Raw genomic sequence first — 17,290 nt, forward strand, 5'->3', positions numbered from 1 at the left:
GGGAATTTATCCCGGGGCCTCCCGCAGGCCCGCGGTCCTGGGAAAGGCAGAACCCTAGGCAATGCAGAACTCGTTGCCTTCCGGGTCGGCCATGGTGTGCCAGCCCTGCGGACCCTGTGTTTCCGAGTACAGGAAGGTGGCACCCCGGGCTTCCAAGCGTGCCCGGACCTCGTCCTTGTCTTCCCCAGCCAGGCGGACGTCCCAATGGACCCGGTTCTTGACCGACTTGGACTCCGGGACAGGCTGGAACAGGATCCGCTGCCGGGCTTTGCTCTCCACCTGATCAGGCGGGCAGATCGCCGCCCCGTCCTTCCATACTCGAACGTTGTTGTGGACGATCGTGTCGGCGTCGGTGGCGTAGCCTTGCTCGATCATGCTGGTGATGAAGTCCTGATTGGTGGGTTCCACCGCCCAGCCCAGCGTTTCGGCCCACCAATCGGCTTGGGCATGCGCGTCCTTGCAGTCAACCGCCATCTGGATGTTGTACGTCATGGCGTAGAGCGTAGGGGCTCCGGCCCGCCTGCGGTAGAGGGACGCGGACGGTATCTGTCCCCGATAGCGGAAGGATCTCCCCGGCGGAGTGGTTAACTCGAAAGCACCATGACTGACCACGCCACGTTTTCACGGCCAGAGCCAACCGCTTCCCTGAGCGCGCAGGAGTTCCTGCGGTGGTACTGGCTGAAAACGGAGTTGCAGCAGTTCGCCCGCGCTCTCGGCATCAGCGCCACCGGGGATAAAGAGAGCATCACTGCGCGTATAGCCGCCGTCCTTGGCGGTGAGCCGGCGCCTCCGCAGAGAGCTTGGTCCCGGATTCCGGTTCGATGAACCGATGCGGGAATTCTTCACCGCCGCGGACGTCACAACCACGTTGGCTGACGCGTTGGCTCGCTGGCATTCGTCACGGGACGACGCACCGCGGGAGATCTCCGGCCAGTTCGAGTTCAACCGGTTTACTCGCCGCTGGCACCGCGATCACGCTGGCGGCAATCGCCGGGACTTGCTGTCCGCCTGGCAGGTTTACCGTTCTCTACGCCGCAACGAGCGGGATCAGGGTTGACGGGCTGACTGGGCAGGCGACTGCCCTCGAGCGGGCGTTAGGTCCTCGAAGACCCACAGGCTCTCCATTAGGCTGTTGGCAGACCAACGACTCCTGCCGAAAGAGCCACTGTGGGCCACCACCTTGAACTAGTCCAGCACGTCAACGCGCCGGCCGAAGCCGTCTGGCGCGTCCTCACCGACATCCCAGGTTCCGCCCGGACCCTGAGCTCCATATCCCGCATAGAGATCATGACGCCCGGCGACTACGCCGAGGGCTACCGGTGGCGTGAGACCCGGAAGATGATGGGCAAGGAAGCCACCGAGGAGATGTGGGTGGCGGAGGTGGATGCGCCGACCTCCACCACGGTCAAGGCGAAGTCGAACGGCGCCGACTACACCACCCGGTTCACGCTCGCGCCCGCAGACGGCGGCACCCGGCTCACCATGTTCTTCGGCGCCGAGATGGAGAGCCCCGGGGCTCTTGCGAAAGTGATGCTGGCGGTTTTCGGGAAGCTCGCAATGGGCATCACGCGCAAGCAGATGGCCAGGGACCTGGAGGAGATCGCGGCCAAGGCCGAGGGCCGGGACCAAGCCGCCGCGTGATGCCGGATCGGGAGGAGACCATGACCGCAGGCATTGACCCTCAGGTCAGCGTGGACCACGGCGGACCCGGGCAGCCGGTACTGCTGATCCGCCAACAATTCGGCCACGACGCCGGCCGGCTGTGGCGCGCGCTCACTGACGACGACGAGCTCTCGGCCTGGTTCCCCTGCGGTGTCAGGCTGGACCTCAGCGTCGGCGGAACCATCCAGTTCCTGTTCCCCGGCGAAGACCCGGACGCCGGCCAGGTGCTGGAGGTGACACCGGGGCGGACCCTGGCGTTTAGCTGGGACCAGGAGGTCCTGCGGTGGACGGTGGAGCCGGCGGAACCGGGCCACAGCACGCTGTCCCTGGCGAATTCGCTGCAGGATCCTGCGTGGGCGGCGAGGGTGGCAGCCGGCTGGCACCAGTGCCTTGAGCAGTTGGGATCGTTGCTGGACGGTAAGCCCGCCGGTCTGGCGCCCGGCCGGTCCACCGAAGAACTGGTGGAAGAGTATGGTCGGCTGGGGTAGCCCGGGGTCTGCCGGCGAGCTGCTGCAACTCCGCCCCTGGCCGTCACACCAGTTGACCGGCCCAGAGCGGCGTGGGATTCTTTATAGAACGGTCGGTCGGTAATTTCCCTGCTGTCAGGCAGCCGGAGCGACCGCTCACTGTCATCGTTGATCGATCAAGCGAGGGATTATTTCTATGGCTGAGGCATTCCTGATTGGCGGGGCACGGACCCCGGTTGGCCGCTACGGAGGCGCACTGTCCGCAGTCCGTCCCGACGATCTGGCGGCGCTGGTCGTCAAGGAAGCCGTCACCCGGGCCGGCATCGATCCGGATGCGGTCGAAGAAGTCATCCTCGGCAACGCCAACGGCGCGGGCGAGGAAAACCGCAACGTGGCCCGCATGGCCTGGCTGCTGGCCGGCTACGCCGACCACGTCCCCGGCATCACGGTCAACCGCCTGTGCGCCTCCGGCCTCAGCGCCATCATCCAGGCCTCGCACATGATCAAGGCCGGCGCGGCGGACATCGTCATCGCCGGCGGCGTGGAATCGATGAGCCGGGCCCCGTGGGTCCAGGAGAAGCCGGCCAAGGCGTTCGCCAAGCCGGGCGAAATCTTCGATACCTCCATCGGCTGGCGCTTCGTCAACCAGCGTTTCGCCAAGGGCGACCTCAGCCGCGGCGGCAAGATGACCTACTCCATGCCGCAGACCGCGGAGGAAGTGGCCGAGGTGTACGGCATTTCCCGCGAGGACGCGGACGCGTTCGCCGTCCAGTCGCACGAGCGTGCCATCGCAGCCATCGAGGCGGGCCGGCTCAAGGAGGAAATCGTCCCGGTGACGGTCAAGGGCAGGAAGGGCGACACCGTCGTCGACACCGATGAGGGCCCGCGCCCCGGAACCACGCTCGAGGTCCTGGCCGGACTCCGGCCCATCATCAAGCCGGACGGCGTGGTCACCGCGGGTAACTCCAGTTCGCTCAATGACGGTGCCTCGGCGATCGTGATTGCGTCCGAGGCCGCCGTCAACAAGTTAGGCCTCACGCCCCGTGCCCGCATTGTGGACGGCGCATCGGCCGGCGTCGCGCCGGAAATCATGGGCATCGGCCCGGTGCCCGCCACGCGCAAGGTGCTGGACCGCGCGGGCTGGAGCATCGATGACCTGGGCGCGGTGGAGCTCAACGAAGCGTTCGCCACCCAGTCGCTCGCGGTGCTGCGTGACCTGAAGCTGGACCAGGGCATTGTGAACAACGACGGCGGTGCCATCGCTTTGGGGCACCCGCTCGGTTCCAGCGGCTCCCGTCTGGTGGTGACCCTGCTGGGCCGGATGGAGCGCGAGGGCGCACAGCGCGGCCTGGCCACCATGTGCGTGGGCGTCGGCCAGGGCACGTCGATGATCGTCGAGCGGGTCTGATGCTCTTCGCCGACTACTCCTTCAGTACGCTGCGCGTGGATGAGCGGGATGACCGCGTCCACGTGACATTGAACAGGCCGGAAGTCCGCAACGCCATCGACCAGGCCATGGTGGACGAACTGCACTCCGTGTGCGCCGTGCTGGAGCGCGAGCCGCGGATCCTGATTCTGTCCGGCACCGAGGTCAACGGCAAGGGGATCTTCGCCTCCGGCGCGGATATCTCCCAGCTGCGTGAACGGCGCCGCGACGACGCGCTGGCGGGCATCAACTCCACCGTTTTCCACCGCATTGCCCGACTGCCGCTGCCGGTTATCGCCGCCCTGGACGGTTTCGCCCTCGGCGGGGGAGCGGAACTGGCGTACGCCGCCGATTTCCGCATCGCCACGCCGTCGGTGAAGATCGGCCAGCCGGAAACAGGCCTGGGCATCATGGCCGCGGCCGGAGCCACCTGGCGGCTGAAGGAACTGGTGGGGGAGCCGCTGGCCAAGGAGATCTTGCTGGCTGGCCGCATCCTGGACGCCGACGAAGCGCTGGCCGCGCGGCTGGTCACCGAAGTCCACGAGCCAGCCGAACTGATCGCCGCCGCGCATGCGCTGGCGGACCGGATCGGCAAGCAGGACCCGCTGGCCGTCCGTCTCACCAAGACCGTGTTCCACACCCCGCGCGAAGCGCACCCGGTGATCGACACTGTCGCCCAGGGCATTCTGTTCGAATCCCAGGCCAAATTCGACCGTATGCAGTCCTTTCTCGACAAAAGCGCTGCCAAGAGCGCCGCCCGCAGTGCAGCCAAGCAGAACGAATCCAAGTGAGCGAGATGAACCCTGTGCAGAGTATTCCCAACAACGTAGGTGTCCTCGGCGGCGGCCGCATGGGCGCCGGCATTGCCCACGCGTTCCTGACCGCCGGAGCCGACGTCGTGGTGGTGGAGCGCGACGACGCTGCGGCCCAGGCTGCCCACGAGCGGGTGGCCGGCGCGCTGGCCAAGAGCGTGGAGCGCGGCACCACCGACGAGTCGCTGGAAGCACTGACGTCACGGCTGTCCGTGTCCGTCGACTACGGATCGTTCGCCACCTGCGGCCTGGTAGTGGAGGCCGTGCCGGAGGACTTCGACCTCAAGTCCACCGCGCTGAAGGCCGTGGAAGCCCAGCTTTCCCCGACGGCGTGGCTGGCGACGAACACGTCCTCGCTGTCCATCACCAAGCTCGCCGACCAACTGCAGCGGCCGGCCAACTTCTGCGGCCTGCACTTCTTCAATCCGGTGCCGGCGTCGCAGCTGGTGGAAGTAGTGCTGGCTCCGAAGACTTCGGACGAGCTCGCCGCCGCCTCCCGAAGCTGGGTCGAGGCGCTGAAGAAAACCGCCGTCGTCGTGAATGACGCGCCGGGCTTCGCCTCCTCGCGGCTGGGCGTGGCCATTGCGCTGGAAGCCATGCGGATGGTGGAAGAAGGCGTGGCATCGGCGGAGGACATCGACGCCGCCATGGTGCTGGGCTACAAGCACCCGGTGGGCCCGCTCAAGACCACCGACATCGTGGGGCTGGACGTCCGCCTGGGCATCGCCGAGTACCTGCACTCGACCCTCGGCGACCGGTTTGCTCCGCCGCAGATCCTGCGGGACAAGGTGGCCCGCGGGGAACTCGGCCGCAAGTCCGGCAAGGGATTCTTCGACTGGGAAAAGTAACCGGAGCCCACACCGGGATCACCGGGATCATCGGGTGCAGCCCGGCCACCGGCCGGGCTGCACCCGTTTAACCCGGGCAGCACCTCAGCGGGGCTCGGTTGTAGGCTGCTGGAATGGCCCTCTTCGAACCGCTGACGCTGACCGGCAGCCTGGTGAAGCTGCAGCCCCTGCGCGTGCGGCACTTGCCTGAGCTTCAGGATGCGGTGCGCGACGGTGAACTGTGGAAGCTCTGGTATACCCGGATCCCGTCACCACACACCATGGAACTGGAGATCCGGCGGCGGCTGGAACTCCAGGACCAAGGCCAGATGCTCCCCTTCACCGTTCGCCGGCTCTCCGATGACAAGGTGCTGGGCATGACCAGCTTCTGCCATATCGACGAGGCCGCGCCGCGGGTGGAGATCGGCTACACCTGGAACCGCTCCAGCACGCAGGGGACGGGCACCAACCCGGACAGCAAGCTGCAGCTGATGGACCACGCCTTCGAAACTCTCGGCTGCTGTGCGGTGGAGTTCCGCACGGACCGGCTGAACAGCCAGTCCCGTGACGCCATCGAACGGCTGGGCGCCCGGCAGGACGGCATGCTGCGCCGACATACCAAGATGCCTGACGGGCGGATCCGCGACACCGTGGTCTACTCCGTCCTGGACTCCGAGTGGCCGGACGTCAAGGCCCGGCTGCTGAGACGGGTGGACAAGGAGCGGACGCCGTGAGCGGCCGGGCCATGGACGCCAACCCCGCCGGCTCCGGCCCGCCGCAGGCAGGCGACGCCGCACCCACACCGACGTGGGGCACGCCCGGTTCCGGCGCCGTCGCCTGGGAAGGTGCGGTCAACGCCCGCCGCGTGGCGGGGGATATTTTCCGAATGGGTCGCGCGGAATGGCTGACGGCCGCCGGCTGGCAGCAGGCGTACGACGACGGGGTGCGCACCATTGTGGATCTTCGCAACCCGGGTGAACGTTCGCGCCGTCCGACGGATCCGGTGGTTCCGCCGGCGGCGCTGGAGCGATTCACGGTGCTGAACCGGCCCACCGAAGAGCCCGGCCACCCGCAACTCGCGGCCGATGCGCCGTACATGAACCACCCGCGCTTCTACCTGGACAACGTTCAGATCTTCCCGCACCTGATCGCCGAGGTATTCCGCACGCTGGCGCACGCGGAGGGCGCCGTCGTCGTCCATTGCTCCGCAGGCCGGGACCGCACCGGTATGGTCTCCATGATGCTGTTGCAGCTGGCCGGAGTTCCCGCCGAGCAAATCGCGGACGCCCATGAGCTGGGCATCCGCGGGATCAACGACTGGCATCGGATCAGCCCCTACCGGCATCCGGTGGAGAGCTACATCAGCGGCCACGAACTGGAAGCGCGGGTGGCGGACATGCGCGGATCGCTGTTGCAGGTGTTGTCCCAACTGGAGGTGGCGCCGTTCCTGCTGCGCCACGGCCTGGCCCGAACCGATGTCGAGGCGCTGCGCGTCAGGATGGACTGCTGACTGCTGATTTGCCGGTCCGCTCCCGCCGGGAGCATTGACCTCTTGCCTTGCCGAACCCGCTGTCCGACACTCATGGAGCCAAGCAAGTCTTAAACGGTTATCCGGAGGTTGATGTGAGGCTAAAACGTGTAATAACTGCGGTTGCACTGGGCGCGGTGCTGCCCCTGGGGTTCGCAGCGAGTGCGGTGGCTGAACCGCAGAGCAAACCTAACGGTCCTTGGCCGGGCGAAAACCCTTCCAGTCTGGCCGCCATTCACAGTTACGAAGAACTGTGGTCCACGCTGGAGACCATTGAGGGCCGGGCCAAGGGGGCGTTCGACCTCTCGGCGGCGCCGCTGACAAGCAACACCGGCCGGGAAATCCCGGTGGTCACCATTGGCGACGGGCCGACGGATGTTATGTATATCGCCAACCAGCATGGCGACGAATACGTGGTCTCCGAGGCGATGATCAACCTCGTCCGGAGCATCTCCGGCAACAACCCCGACGCCCGCGCCATTCGTCAGGCGCTGACCGTGACGATCGTGCCCCGCGTCAATGTGGACGGGTTCGACGCCGATGTCACGGACCTGGCCGGAAACACCACCCCGTGGCGGCAGAACTACGACCCGAGCTGCACCGCGGCGCCGTGCGATCCGTTCTACGCGGTGGGCCGCGGCTATGACATGAACCGCTATCACTCCTACAGCGAGAATGCCTACGACCATCCCTACCTGGCAGGCGATGACAACCTGAACCCGGTTCCCGAGGCAATCGCCATGCGCCTGCTCTGGGAGGAACGCCGGCCGGATCTGGTACTGGACTTCCACCACCAGGGTACGTACGTGGATGACGACGGCCGGATGATCACCGGATCGACGATGTGGCCGAATGCGGTTGAGGAGGCCGAGGCGCTCGGCATCGCCGACGAGTTCGCCGCGACCATCGAGCGGTCGCAGCGGGCCGTGTCGGTGATGCTCGGCGAACTGGACCAGTACGGCTACGCCAACATCACTCGTTATCCGAGCACCAGCACGCCGGGCATCGCCCGCAACGCCTACGGATTGCTAGGCTCGGCCTCCGTGCTGTTTGAAATGCGCGGCGGGATCGATGCCAAGTCCAATGGATACATTGCCAAAACCGCTGAGGTGGCCGGCAAGGCGGTGCTGGGGGCTGTTGCCGATGGTTCGTGGGAGACCGCCAGCCTGGAGCCGGTCGAAAACCTCCGGGAGCGGGGCGAACAGATCGGGAACCCGCACGAATAACAACCCGCACGAGTCATTAAAGTGACGGCCGCCCGCTGCTGACGAGCACTCGGCATCCGGCGGCCATTGGACCCCGCCCGGCAGAACATCCAGCCGGGCGGGGTCCGCCGTTGGTCCGTGTCCGGCTGCTTTGCAGGGGCTGCCTTGGCCTGAGGCTCCGCCGGCCCGGGGGCTGTGCGCGGCAGCACGGTCATGTAGGCTAGGTACGTTACCGACCGACCGTTCAGTATTTTAAGTTCCCGCCGGCATCCGCTCCTCAGCGTCCGGCCCGGGAAGAGAAAGGGCTGTCAACGATGACCTCTACCGCCGTTGATGTCGAGATTGTTCCCAGCTACATCCAGGATGCCTGGTGGACACCCGCCGGTGATGTTTCCGGCACCGAGGTCCGCGATGCCAGCACCGGCGATCTGCTGGCCCGGGTCAGCACCGACGGGCTGGACCTGGCCGCCGCCGTCGAGCACGGCCGCACGGTCGGCCAGGCCTCGCTGGGCAAGCTCACGTTCCACCAGCGCGCGCTCAAGCTCAAGGAGCTGGCGCAGTACCTGAACGCGCGGCGCGACGCGCTGTATGAAGTCTCGCACCGCACGGGCGCCACCAAGATCGACAACATGATCGACATCGATGGCGGCATCGGCGTCCTGTTCACTTTCGGTTCCAAGGGCCGGCGTGAACTGCCGAATTCCCAGATCGTGGTGGACGGCCCGGCCGAGGTGCTGGCCAGGGACGGCTCGTTCATGGGGCAGCACATCTACACCCGGATTCCGGGCGTGGCAGTGCAGATCAACGCCTTCAACTTCCCGGTGTGGGGCATGCTGGAAAAGTTTGCCCCGGCCTTCATCGCCGGTGTGCCGACCATCGTCAAGCCGGCCACTCCCACCGGCTACGTTGCCGCCGCCGCGGTGAAAATCATCATCGAGTCCAACATCCTGCCGGCCGGTTCGCTCCAGCTGATCTCCGGCTCTGCCCGTGACCTGCTGGACCATCTGGACTACCGCGACGCCGTGGCTTTCACCGGGTCCGCCTCCACCGCGAACCTGCTGAAGTCCCATCGGAACGTGGCCCAGGGTGGCATCCGCTTCACCGCCGAGGCGGATTCGCTCAACGCGGCGATCCTCGGCCCCGATGCGGTGCCCGGCACCCCGGAGTTCGACGCGTACATCAAGTCGCTGGTCACCGAAATGACCGCCAAGGCCGGCCAGAAGTGCACCTCCATCCGCCGTGCCATCGTCCCCAAGGACCGCATCCAGGATGTAGCCGATGCAGTCCGCGCCCGGATTGACCAGCGCATCGTGGTTGGAGATCCGCGGGCCGAGGGCGTCACCATGGGCGCGCTCGCCTCGCTGGAGCAGCTCAACGACGTCCGCGCCGCGGTCCAGGCCATGGTCGACGCCGGCGGCGAACTCGCCTACGGCACGCTCGACGCCCCGCAGGTCACCCGCGCCGACGGGACCGTGGGCGACTCCGAAGGGGCGTTCATGTCTCCGGTGCTGCTGACCTGGGCGGACGCGGAAGCCGAGGCCGTGCATTCGCTCGAAGCCTTCGGACCGGTCTCCTCCGTGATCGGCTACGAGGATCTGGACGACGCCGTGCGGTTGGCCGCCATGGGCGCGGGCTCGCTGGTAGCGACCGTGGCAACGAACGACCCGGAAGCCGCGCGCGTGCTGGTGACCGGAATCGCCGCCCACCACGGCCGCGTGCTGGTCCTCAACCGCGAGGACGCCAAGACGTCCACCGGACACGGTTCGCCGGTGCCGCATCTGGTGCACGGCGGCCCGGGCCGCGCCGGCGGCGGCGAGGAATTGGGCGGCATCCGCTCCGTGCTGCACCACATGCAGCGCACCGCACTCCAGGGCTCCCCGAACATGCTCACCGCAGTGACCGGTGTGTGGCATACCGGCGCCGACCAGCATTTCGACGACGTCCACCCGTTCCGCAAGAACCTGGCCGAACTGAAGATCGGCGATGCGCTGCGCTCCGAACTGCGCCAGGTCACGCTGGAGGACATCACGGCATTCGCCAACGAAACCGGCGACACCTTCTACGCACATACCAACCAAGAAGCCGCGGCCGCCAACCCGTTCTTCCCCGGCATCGTGGCGCATGGCTACTTGCTGCTCGCCTGGGGCGCCGGGCTGTTCGTGGAACCCGCGCCGGGACCGGTGCTGGCGAACTATGGCCTGGAGAACCTGCGCTTCATCACGCCGGTGGCCGCTGGAGACTCGATCCGTGTCACGCTCACCGCCAAGCGCATCACGCCGCGGGAGACGGACGAGTACGGAGAGGTCGCCTGGGACGCCGTGCTGACCAACCAGAACGATGAGATCGTGGCGACCTACGACGTGCTCACGCTGGTGGAGAAGTAGCGGGAGCTCCATCTGCCGCGTCCCCGGCGGCTTCGGCCCCGGGGACGGGCGGGTAGTAGACCACTGTGTGCCAGCGCCAGAACGCGAACAGCACCAGCAGCACCGTGGCGCCGTTCAGCAGTTGCGAGGTCGGCGGACTGGGAAACACCAGCGAGGTGGCCAGTTGCACCACGGCGAAAGCCAGCCACAGCCACCACGCCTCGTAGATGCGGTGGGCCAGGCCCAGATACACCACCACGACCACGGCCGCGTAGAACGCCTGCAGCACCAGGACGGTCACCAGGCCGCCTTCCAGGGGAAAGCCTGCTTGGACGTCGCTGGCCATGAACAACAAAGTTCCGACCGCCAGCACCAGCAGGGCCACACCCCAGTGCCGGCCGCTTGCTCGGCGGACCTGCACCGCGGCCAGTGCGGCGCCGGGGTCGTCCGGGGCGACGGGGAGGGCCGCGGCGCGCCAGCGCCAGGCGCCGTAGCAGGGCAGCAGGAGCGCCACGGCTATGGAGGCGTTGACGAAGAAGGCTGCTCCGCCGTCGAAAGTCGGGATGACCAGCAGCAGGAAGACCATCGCCTGCTGGACCAGCAGCACGGGCCAGGCCCAGCGTGTGCGGAGCCCGAACAGGAAGACCGCGAGCAGCCCGATCAGTGCCTGCAGATGACCCACGGAAACCAGCGCGCCGGCAGAACCGTCCGGGACCTTCAACGCCATGATCCAGTCCATGCTGCCGACCTCCGCGCCGCGGTCTACACGGTCCGGCCCGATGCGCCGGTGCCGGGCGTGGCGGGACGGCCGGGATGCGCTGGAGCCAGCCGATGTTTGCTCCGCACCGGCCGCCGCATCGCGTGCTGCCACGTCAGGTAACCGAAAACCTGAAGTCCTGCCGCGATCGCGCCATACAGGGAGAACCACACCGGTGCGTTCTGGATGGTGGAGAGGAACATAGTGGCCAGCGAGAGCGCCACGCCCAGCCACCAAGACTGCGTGATCCCGTGCGCGAAGCCCAAGTACATCACCGCCGGAAGCGCGGCCAACAGCGCGTTGAACAGATACAGCGGCCCGATCTCCGCTACCGGCGTCACACCGGCGAATGCGTTGAGCAGGTACAACAGCAGCAGCAGGCCGGCACCGATTCCCCACTCACGGCCGTGCGCCGAGCGGAGCGGTACGTGGATGCCTTCGCGCCGGTACCGGGTCCACTTCCACAGGCCGTAGAGCGCGGCCGCCAGCACGAAGACCGTGCTGGTGTTCAAGCGCCCGTTCGGGACACCGGTGGCCAGCAGGACGGCCGTGGCGGTCACCGGCAGCAGCCAGGCCCAGGGCGCGCGGTAGGCGAACAAAACAATGGCCGCAATGGTGAGCGCCATATAAAGCGCCGACACCCACCAGGACACCCCATCCACATCGATCACGTCCCCATAACGCCGACTGGTTGACGCCAGCCTAGCAGGCTGGGACCGGGAATTCAGCAGGAACTTAGGGCCCAGTGGAAGTGCCCGCAGCGGACCCGCCGGGCCAGCTGCCGCGAGGGAGCAGGGCGGCTCTTCTCAGGCGATGACCCGGGCGGCGGCGGGCAGGTGGAGGCCGTCGAACATCATGGCGATCAGGTCGTCGGCAAGCTTCTGCGGCGTCAGCGGACCGCCCGGTTTGTACCACTCGACGATGGAGTTGATGGTGCCGAAGAGCAGCCGCGCCGTGGTCCGCGGGTCGATGTCTCCGCGGAGGGACCCTTCCGCGCGGGCGGCGTCGACCAACTCGGCGACCGTATGGTCGAACGTGCGGCGGCGCTCCAGCGCGTCACGCTCGATCTCGGTGTTGCCCCGCAGCCGCAGCAGCAGGGTGACATACGGGAGTTTGTCGCACAGGACCTGGACCGTTCCACGCAGCACGAACTCCAACCGTGCATCGGCCCGGCCAATCGAAGCGGACGGGTTTTCCAGGACGGCCTCCAAGCTGCCCAGAGCTTCTTCGAGGGCCAACCGCAGCAGGTCGCCCTTGGACGGAACGTGGTGGTAGATGGCGCTCTTGGAGATCCCCAGGTTCTCGGCGAGGATGCCCATCGACGTGGCCTCGTAGCCGTGCTTGTTGAAGACGCCGACGGCGACGTTCAGCACCGACTGCTGGTCATAACCGGGGCGACCGCGGCGGACTGTCTCCTGGTCCTTTGTCTTCACCATTGTTCTATTCTCCCACGACCGTTAGGTCGGTAATGCGGCCGGCGGGTGCCTGGCCAAGCCGGGCACCCGCCGTCGTTCGTGGATGTTGCTTGGGTCCGTCAGCCGTTGTCGCGCAGGTCATAGACCCGGCGCAGCTTCCCGCTGGAGCGGGCCAGGGTGCCGGGGTCGGCGATCACGATCTTGCAGCTGGAACCAACGTGGATCTTGATTTGCCGTTGCAGCTCGCGGGACGCTTCGACTGCCATCGCAGCGGTGCAGTCATCGCGGCGCTCGATCTTGACCGTCAGTTCGTCCATCCGGTGCGGCCGCGTGATCTCCAGCTGGAAGTGCGGGCTCAGGCCGGGGATCCGGAGGGCGATCTCCTCGATCTGGGTGGGGAAGAGGTTCACGCCGCGCAGGATGATCATGTCGTCGGAGCGGCCGGTGATCCGGCCGATGCGGCGCATGTTCGGGCGGCCGGTGCCGGGCAGCAGCCGGGTGAGGTCGTGCGTGCGGTAGCGGATCACCGGCATTGCTTCTTTGGTCAGCGAGGTGAACACCAGCTCACCGGCCTGGCCGTCGTCCAGCACCGCGTCGGTCAGCGGGTCGATGATCTCCGGGCGGAAGTGGTCCTCCCAGATGGTGGAGCCGTCCTTGAAATCCACGCATTCACCGGCTACGCCGGGGCCCATGACCTCGGAGAGCCCGTAGATGTCGCAGGCGTCGATGTCCAGCTTGTTCTCCAGTTCGTGGCGCATCTCGTCGGTCCACGGTTCGGCGCCGAGCACGGCGACCTTCAGGGACGTCTTGGTCGGGTCGAGCCCGGCACGCTCCATCGCGTCCACGATGGTCAGCAGGTACGTGGGGGTGCAGAGGATGGCGTCCGGTTCGAAGTCCTGGATCAGTTGGATCTGCTTCTCGGTCTGGCCGCCGGACATCGGGATCACCGTGCAGCCGAGCTTCTCCGCACCGTAGTGCGCGCCGAGTCCGCCGGTGAACAGGCCGTAGCCGTAGGCGTTGTGGACCTTCCAGCCTTTCTTCACGCCGGAAGCCCGGATGGAGCGGGCGAACAGCGTCTCCCAGTTCTGGATGTCCTTGCGGGTGTAGCCGACCACGGTGGCGCGGCCGGTGGTGCCGGAGGAGGCGTGGATGCGCGCCACTTCCTGCTGCGGCACCGCGAACATGCCGAACGGGTAGGCCTGGCGCAGGTCTTCCTTGTCCGTGTACGGGAACTTGGCCAGATCGGACAGTTCCTTGAGGTCCTCGGGCCGCACACCGGCGTCGTCGAACTTCTTCTTGTACATCGCCACCCGCTCGTAGGCGTAGGCGACGGTGTGCTGCAGGCGCTGCAGTTGCAGGGCTTCCAGTTCGTCCCGGCTCATCAACTCCTCGGGGTCGAGGGTATCCTCGGCGGCGGGAGTGGTCTTGCGGGCTTTGGTGCCGATGATGGCGGTCATGGAACGGTCCTTCGATGCGGGTCGGGCTGTGCTGCTCGGCGGGTGGCTGGGGGCGGCTGGGTCAGTGGGCGGAGGGCTTGCGGGCAGGGTTGGGCACGGTGCGGGAACGGCCCCGGAACTCGAGGAGCACGTCGGCGGCGCCTTTCGGATTCTCCTGTGTGACGGTGATGTCGTACAGCCCGCTGCGGCCGGTCTGGTTGACCAGCCGGGCGTTGGCGGTCAGCAGCCGGCCGGCGAATCCGGGGTTGAGGAAATTCACGTCGACGCCGGAGGCCACCGTGATGGTGCTGCCGTCGCCGTCCGGGTCGTTGCACGCCAGCGCGAAGGCCACGTCGGCAAAGGCGAACACCATGCCGCCCTGCGCCATGCCGAAGCCATTGAGCATTTCCTCGCGCAGCCGCATTTGTATGACGACGTCGCCGAACTCCGCCTTCAGGACTTCCACGCCCATCCATCGGGCGGCTTGGTCATCGATAAAGGCGGGATGCATGGGTCGCTCTCCCGGCTGCAGGTCGTTGCTGTCCGCCGGGTTGTCGCGGGAAGTGTCGACGTCGATGTCCGTCATGGAGGCCCCTTGCTTTTAATACCGAATGTTCATTAGGTAATCCTGAATTGTGATCCAAGTCAAGACGGGCCCGCGGGGGCCGGCAGCGCGGACCGGTGGCTTAGACCGGTGCCCTCGGGGTGCGGACGGTGCCGTCGCGCCGTCGTTAAGCCGGCTCGGCGGCGCCGATCGCATCGAGGGCGAAAGCGTAATCCCAGGCCCGGTCCTTCCAAGCCTCGTACCGGCCGGACGCGCCGCCGTGGCCGGCGTCCATTTCGGTCTTGAGCACGATCGGATCAGAGCCAGTTCCGATCTCCCGCAGGGCCGCCACCCATTTGGCCGGCTCGACGTAGAGCACCCGCGTGTCGTTGAAGCTGGTCACCGCAGCGATCTTCGGGTAGGCCGCCGGCCGCACATTCTCGTACGGGGAGTAGGACTTCATGTAGGCATAGACTTCGGGGTCGGTAATCGGGTTGCCCCATTCCTCCCACTCCAGTGCCGAGAGCGGCAGGTCCGGATCAAGGATGGAGGTCAGGGGGTCCACGAACGGCACCTGCGCCACGATCGCGGCGTACCTCTCCGGTGCCAGGTTGGCGATGGCGCCCATCAGGAGGCCGCCCGCCGAGCCGCCCATCGCTGCGATCCGCGCCGGGTCCGCCCAGCCGGAGGCCGCCAGCCAGTCGGTGGCGTCCACGAAGTCGGTGAAGGTGTTCTTCTTGTGCAGTTTCTTGCCGTCGTCGTACCAGTGCCGGCCCATCTCGCCGCCGCCGCGCACATGGGCCACCACGTAGACCACTCCGCGGTCCAGCAGTGACAGCCGCGCGGTACTGAAGGCCGGGTCCATGCTCACTTCGTAGCTGCCGTACGCGTAAACCAGCGCGGGGTTGCCGCCGTCGCGCTGCACCGTGGCCTTGCGGACCACCGAGAGCGGGATTCTGGTGCCGTCGGCCGCCGTGGCCCATTCCCGTTCGGCCACGTAGTCGGCCGGGGCGTAGCCGCCGAGCACCGGCGTTTCCTTGCGCAGGTGCAGCGTGCCGGTGGCCAGCTCGTAGTCGTAGATCCGGGGTGGGGTCAGGAACGAGGTGTAGGCCAGGCGGATCACCGGCGCCTCGTAGTCGGAACCGCCCACGCCTGCGGTGAACAGCTCCTCGTCGAAGCCCGGCTCCACCGGGGCTGCCTGCGCTGTGGTTCCCAGACCGGCCAGCGGCAGCACCTGCACTCGTTCGATGGTGTCCTTGCGGATGGACAGCACCACATGCGTGGAGGTGACGCCCGCGCCGTTGACCCGTACCTCGTCGTCGTGCGCCACAACGGTGTCCCAGTGCTGAGCTTCCAGCGGCCGGGAGAACTCCGAGACGTCCGCCAGCGAGACCATCGAGTTGACGGCGTCCCTGTTGTGCGTGAGCAGCACCTTCCGCGCACCGTCCAGCAGGAAGGGCTCGGCGTCGTAGAGCACCCGCTCGGTGCGCGGAATCAGCGTCTGCAGCCCGGCGTCCGGATGGGCGAAGTCCAGCAGCCGCGTCTCGGAGTATTCGGAGCAGCCGATGCCGATGACCAGGTGGCGGCGGTCGGCGGAGAGGTCGAAGCCCATCCACATGGCCGGATCGTCTTCCTGATAAATCACGACGTCGGAGTCCACCGATGTGCCGATGGCGTGCGCCTTGATCTGGTACGGGCGCCAGGACTCGTCCACCACCGTGTAGAACACGCGGCTGCCGTCGGGGTCGAAGGCGAGGGAGTAGAAGACGTTCTCCACCACGTCGTCCAGCAGTTGGCCGGTGTCCAGATCCTTGATCCGCAGGGTGAACCGCTCGTCGCCGGCGTAGTCCGCGGCGTAGGCGTACAGCCTGCCGTCCTTGGTGACGGCCGAGCCGCCCAGGGAGAAGAACGGCTTGCCCTCAGCCTCCGCGTTGCCGTCGAGCAGGATCTGCTCGCCGGGTACCGGCCGGCCGGCTTCAACCTGCGGGGGAGTCCAATCGGCGGCCGGATCGCCGGTGTCCGAGGCCTGGACACGGCACTGGATGCCGTACTGCTTGCCCTCTTCCATGCGGCCGTAGTACCACCAGCCGTCCTTACGTACCGGCACGGACAGGTCCGTTTCCTGGGTGCGGTTCTTGATCTCCTGGAAGATCGCTTCACGCAGCGGCTGCTGGTGTCCCGTCACAGCTTCCGTGTAGGCGTTTTCCGCCTGCAGGTGGGCCACGACGTCCGGGTTCTCCTTGTCCCGCAGCCATTCGTAGTGGTCTACGAAGGTGTCGCCGTGGTGGGAGCGCTCGATGGCAGCCTTGCGGGTCACCGGCGGTTCGGGGCGGTTTGCCGGAGAAGGTGCCGTGGAGGAAGCGTGGACGGTTTCGGCAGGGGTGTGCGTCATGGCACCAATATATAGACGGGCTGACCGGCAGCGGCTCCGGTTTGGCTCACAGTGGACAACGAAGCCCCGGAAATCGGCGACCAATTTTGACGGACGAATTCGTGAGGCTGCGAGCTTCGTTTTCCGCGCGATTGCACCTGTCGGGGCCGGTCGGAGAGGGCGGCACAGGGAGCCATCAGGCGGTTGTCCCTCTTGCCCCGTGTTCATTTCTCGTGTGTATTGGGGATAACTGGACAGAAGGGAGTAAACAAATGCGTGGAAGCAACCTCATTTGGACAATTGTGGGCGTCTTGGCAGCGATTGCCTTGATCATATGGATCGCTTCGGCCATCTAAGCCCGTCTCTCTTTAAGTCTTTGACGATGAAGCCTCTACCGCTGGACGGTAGAGGCTTCATCGTGTTGCGGCAAGGATTCTCCTCTGAGCGGGCTGTAACTACGGCCTGTGCGTGTGACGG

Annotated in this window: 18 protein-coding genes; 11 read left to right on the forward strand and 7 right to left on the reverse strand. The window is 66.7% G+C overall.

From position 1 onward, the window contains the following. Positions 1–54 precede the first annotated feature (54 nt). A complete protein-coding gene (locus tag ACWF5H_RS04650; protein ID WP_452035132.1) occupies positions 55–492 on the reverse strand; it encodes a VOC family protein in 438 nt (145 codons plus the stop codon). A gap of 108 nt (positions 493–600) precedes the next feature. Here ACWF5H_RS04650 and ACWF5H_RS04655 point away from each other — a divergent pair, with 108 nt between their 5' ends. From ACWF5H_RS04655 to paaZ, 11 genes are all read left to right on the forward strand, one after another. Then, entirely contained in the window at positions 601–825 is a 225-nt protein-coding gene (locus tag ACWF5H_RS04655; protein WP_452035134.1) for an SAP domain-containing protein, read from the forward strand. Positions 826–829: 4 nt separating this feature from the next. After that, positions 830–1,057: a hypothetical protein gene (locus ACWF5H_RS04660; RefSeq protein WP_452035135.1), complete on the forward strand. Its 228-nt coding sequence runs from the start codon at positions 830–832 to the stop codon at positions 1,055–1,057. A gap of 110 nt (positions 1,058–1,167) precedes the next feature. Then, positions 1,168–1,641 carry an SRPBCC family protein gene (locus ACWF5H_RS04665; RefSeq protein WP_452035136.1) on the forward strand — a complete coding sequence of 158 codons (474 nt, stop codon included), beginning with the start codon at positions 1,168–1,170 and terminating at the stop codon, positions 1,639–1,641. Between the two features lie 20 nt (positions 1,642–1,661). Beyond that, the gene (locus tag ACWF5H_RS04670; RefSeq protein ID WP_452035138.1) at positions 1,662–2,150 is read left to right on the forward strand and encodes an SRPBCC domain-containing protein; all 489 of its coding nucleotides are present in this window, start codon (positions 1,662–1,664) and stop codon (positions 2,148–2,150) included. A 175-nt stretch (positions 2,151–2,325) separates the two neighbouring features. Continuing rightward, positions 2,326–3,537, forward strand: a complete 1,212-nt coding sequence (locus tag ACWF5H_RS04675) for a thiolase family protein (RefSeq protein WP_452035140.1) — start codon at positions 2,326–2,328, stop codon at positions 3,535–3,537. Beyond that, a complete protein-coding gene (locus ACWF5H_RS04680) occupies positions 3,537–4,346 on the forward strand; it encodes an enoyl-CoA hydratase/isomerase family protein (protein WP_364643840.1) in 810 nt (269 codons plus the stop codon). Before ACWF5H_RS04675 ends, ACWF5H_RS04680 begins: the two co-directional genes overlap by 1 nt. Before the next feature lie 5 nt (positions 4,347–4,351). Beyond that, positions 4,352–5,215 (forward strand): 3-hydroxyacyl-CoA dehydrogenase family protein, encoded by an 864-nt coding sequence (locus ACWF5H_RS04685; RefSeq protein ID WP_364644791.1) that lies wholly within the window; start codon positions 4,352–4,354, stop codon positions 5,213–5,215. Between the two features lie 113 nt (positions 5,216–5,328). Continuing rightward, positions 5,329–5,928 carry a GNAT family N-acetyltransferase gene (locus ACWF5H_RS04690; protein ID WP_452035142.1) on the forward strand — a complete coding sequence of 200 codons (600 nt, stop codon included), beginning with the start codon at positions 5,329–5,331 and terminating at the stop codon, positions 5,926–5,928. Continuing rightward, positions 5,925–6,704, forward strand: a complete 780-nt coding sequence (locus ACWF5H_RS04695) for a tyrosine-protein phosphatase (RefSeq protein WP_452035144.1) — start codon at positions 5,925–5,927, stop codon at positions 6,702–6,704. The genes ACWF5H_RS04690 and ACWF5H_RS04695 overlap by 4 nt, the downstream gene beginning before the upstream one ends. 185 nt (positions 6,705–6,889) lie before the next feature. Next, positions 6,890–7,948, forward strand: coding sequence for a M14 family zinc carboxypeptidase (locus ACWF5H_RS04700; protein ID WP_452035145.1), 1,059 nt, complete (start codon positions 6,890–6,892; stop codon positions 7,946–7,948). Between the two features lie 293 nt (positions 7,949–8,241). Further along, entirely contained in the window at positions 8,242–10,311 is a 2,070-nt protein-coding gene (gene paaZ, locus ACWF5H_RS04705; protein WP_452035146.1) for a phenylacetic acid degradation bifunctional protein PaaZ, read from the forward strand. On the opposite strand, the gene ACWF5H_RS04710 is transcribed toward paaZ, so the two are convergent. The 6 genes from ACWF5H_RS04710 to ACWF5H_RS04735 form a co-directional block, all read right to left on the reverse strand. Then, positions 10,292–11,029: a nicotinamide mononucleotide transporter gene (locus ACWF5H_RS04710; protein ID WP_452035148.1), complete on the reverse strand. Its 738-nt coding sequence runs from the start codon at positions 11,027–11,029 to the stop codon at positions 10,292–10,294. The two genes, paaZ and ACWF5H_RS04710, sit on opposite strands and share 20 nt — an antisense overlap. A gap of 23 nt (positions 11,030–11,052) precedes the next feature. After that, entirely contained in the window at positions 11,053–11,718 is a 666-nt protein-coding gene (locus tag ACWF5H_RS04715; RefSeq protein WP_452035149.1) for a nicotinamide mononucleotide transporter, read from the reverse strand. A 135-nt stretch (positions 11,719–11,853) separates the two neighbouring features. Beyond that, entirely contained in the window at positions 11,854–12,483 is a 630-nt protein-coding gene (locus ACWF5H_RS04720) for a TetR/AcrR family transcriptional regulator (protein ID WP_452035151.1), read from the reverse strand. Between the two features lie 98 nt (positions 12,484–12,581). Next, positions 12,582–13,919: a phenylacetate--CoA ligase PaaK gene (gene paaK, locus ACWF5H_RS04725; protein WP_452035152.1), complete on the reverse strand. Its 1,338-nt coding sequence runs from the start codon at positions 13,917–13,919 to the stop codon at positions 12,582–12,584. Positions 13,920–13,980: 61 nt separating this feature from the next. Further along, positions 13,981–14,484, reverse strand: coding sequence for a hotdog fold thioesterase (locus ACWF5H_RS04730; RefSeq protein WP_452035153.1), 504 nt, complete (start codon positions 14,482–14,484; stop codon positions 13,981–13,983). A gap of 145 nt (positions 14,485–14,629) precedes the next feature. Next, positions 14,630–16,834, reverse strand: coding sequence for a S9 family peptidase (locus ACWF5H_RS04735; protein ID WP_452035154.1), 2,205 nt, complete (start codon positions 16,832–16,834; stop codon positions 14,630–14,632). Between the last annotated feature and the right edge of the window lie 456 nt (positions 16,835–17,290).

It is taken from the genome of Arthrobacter sp. NPDC055138, assembly GCF_053607305.1.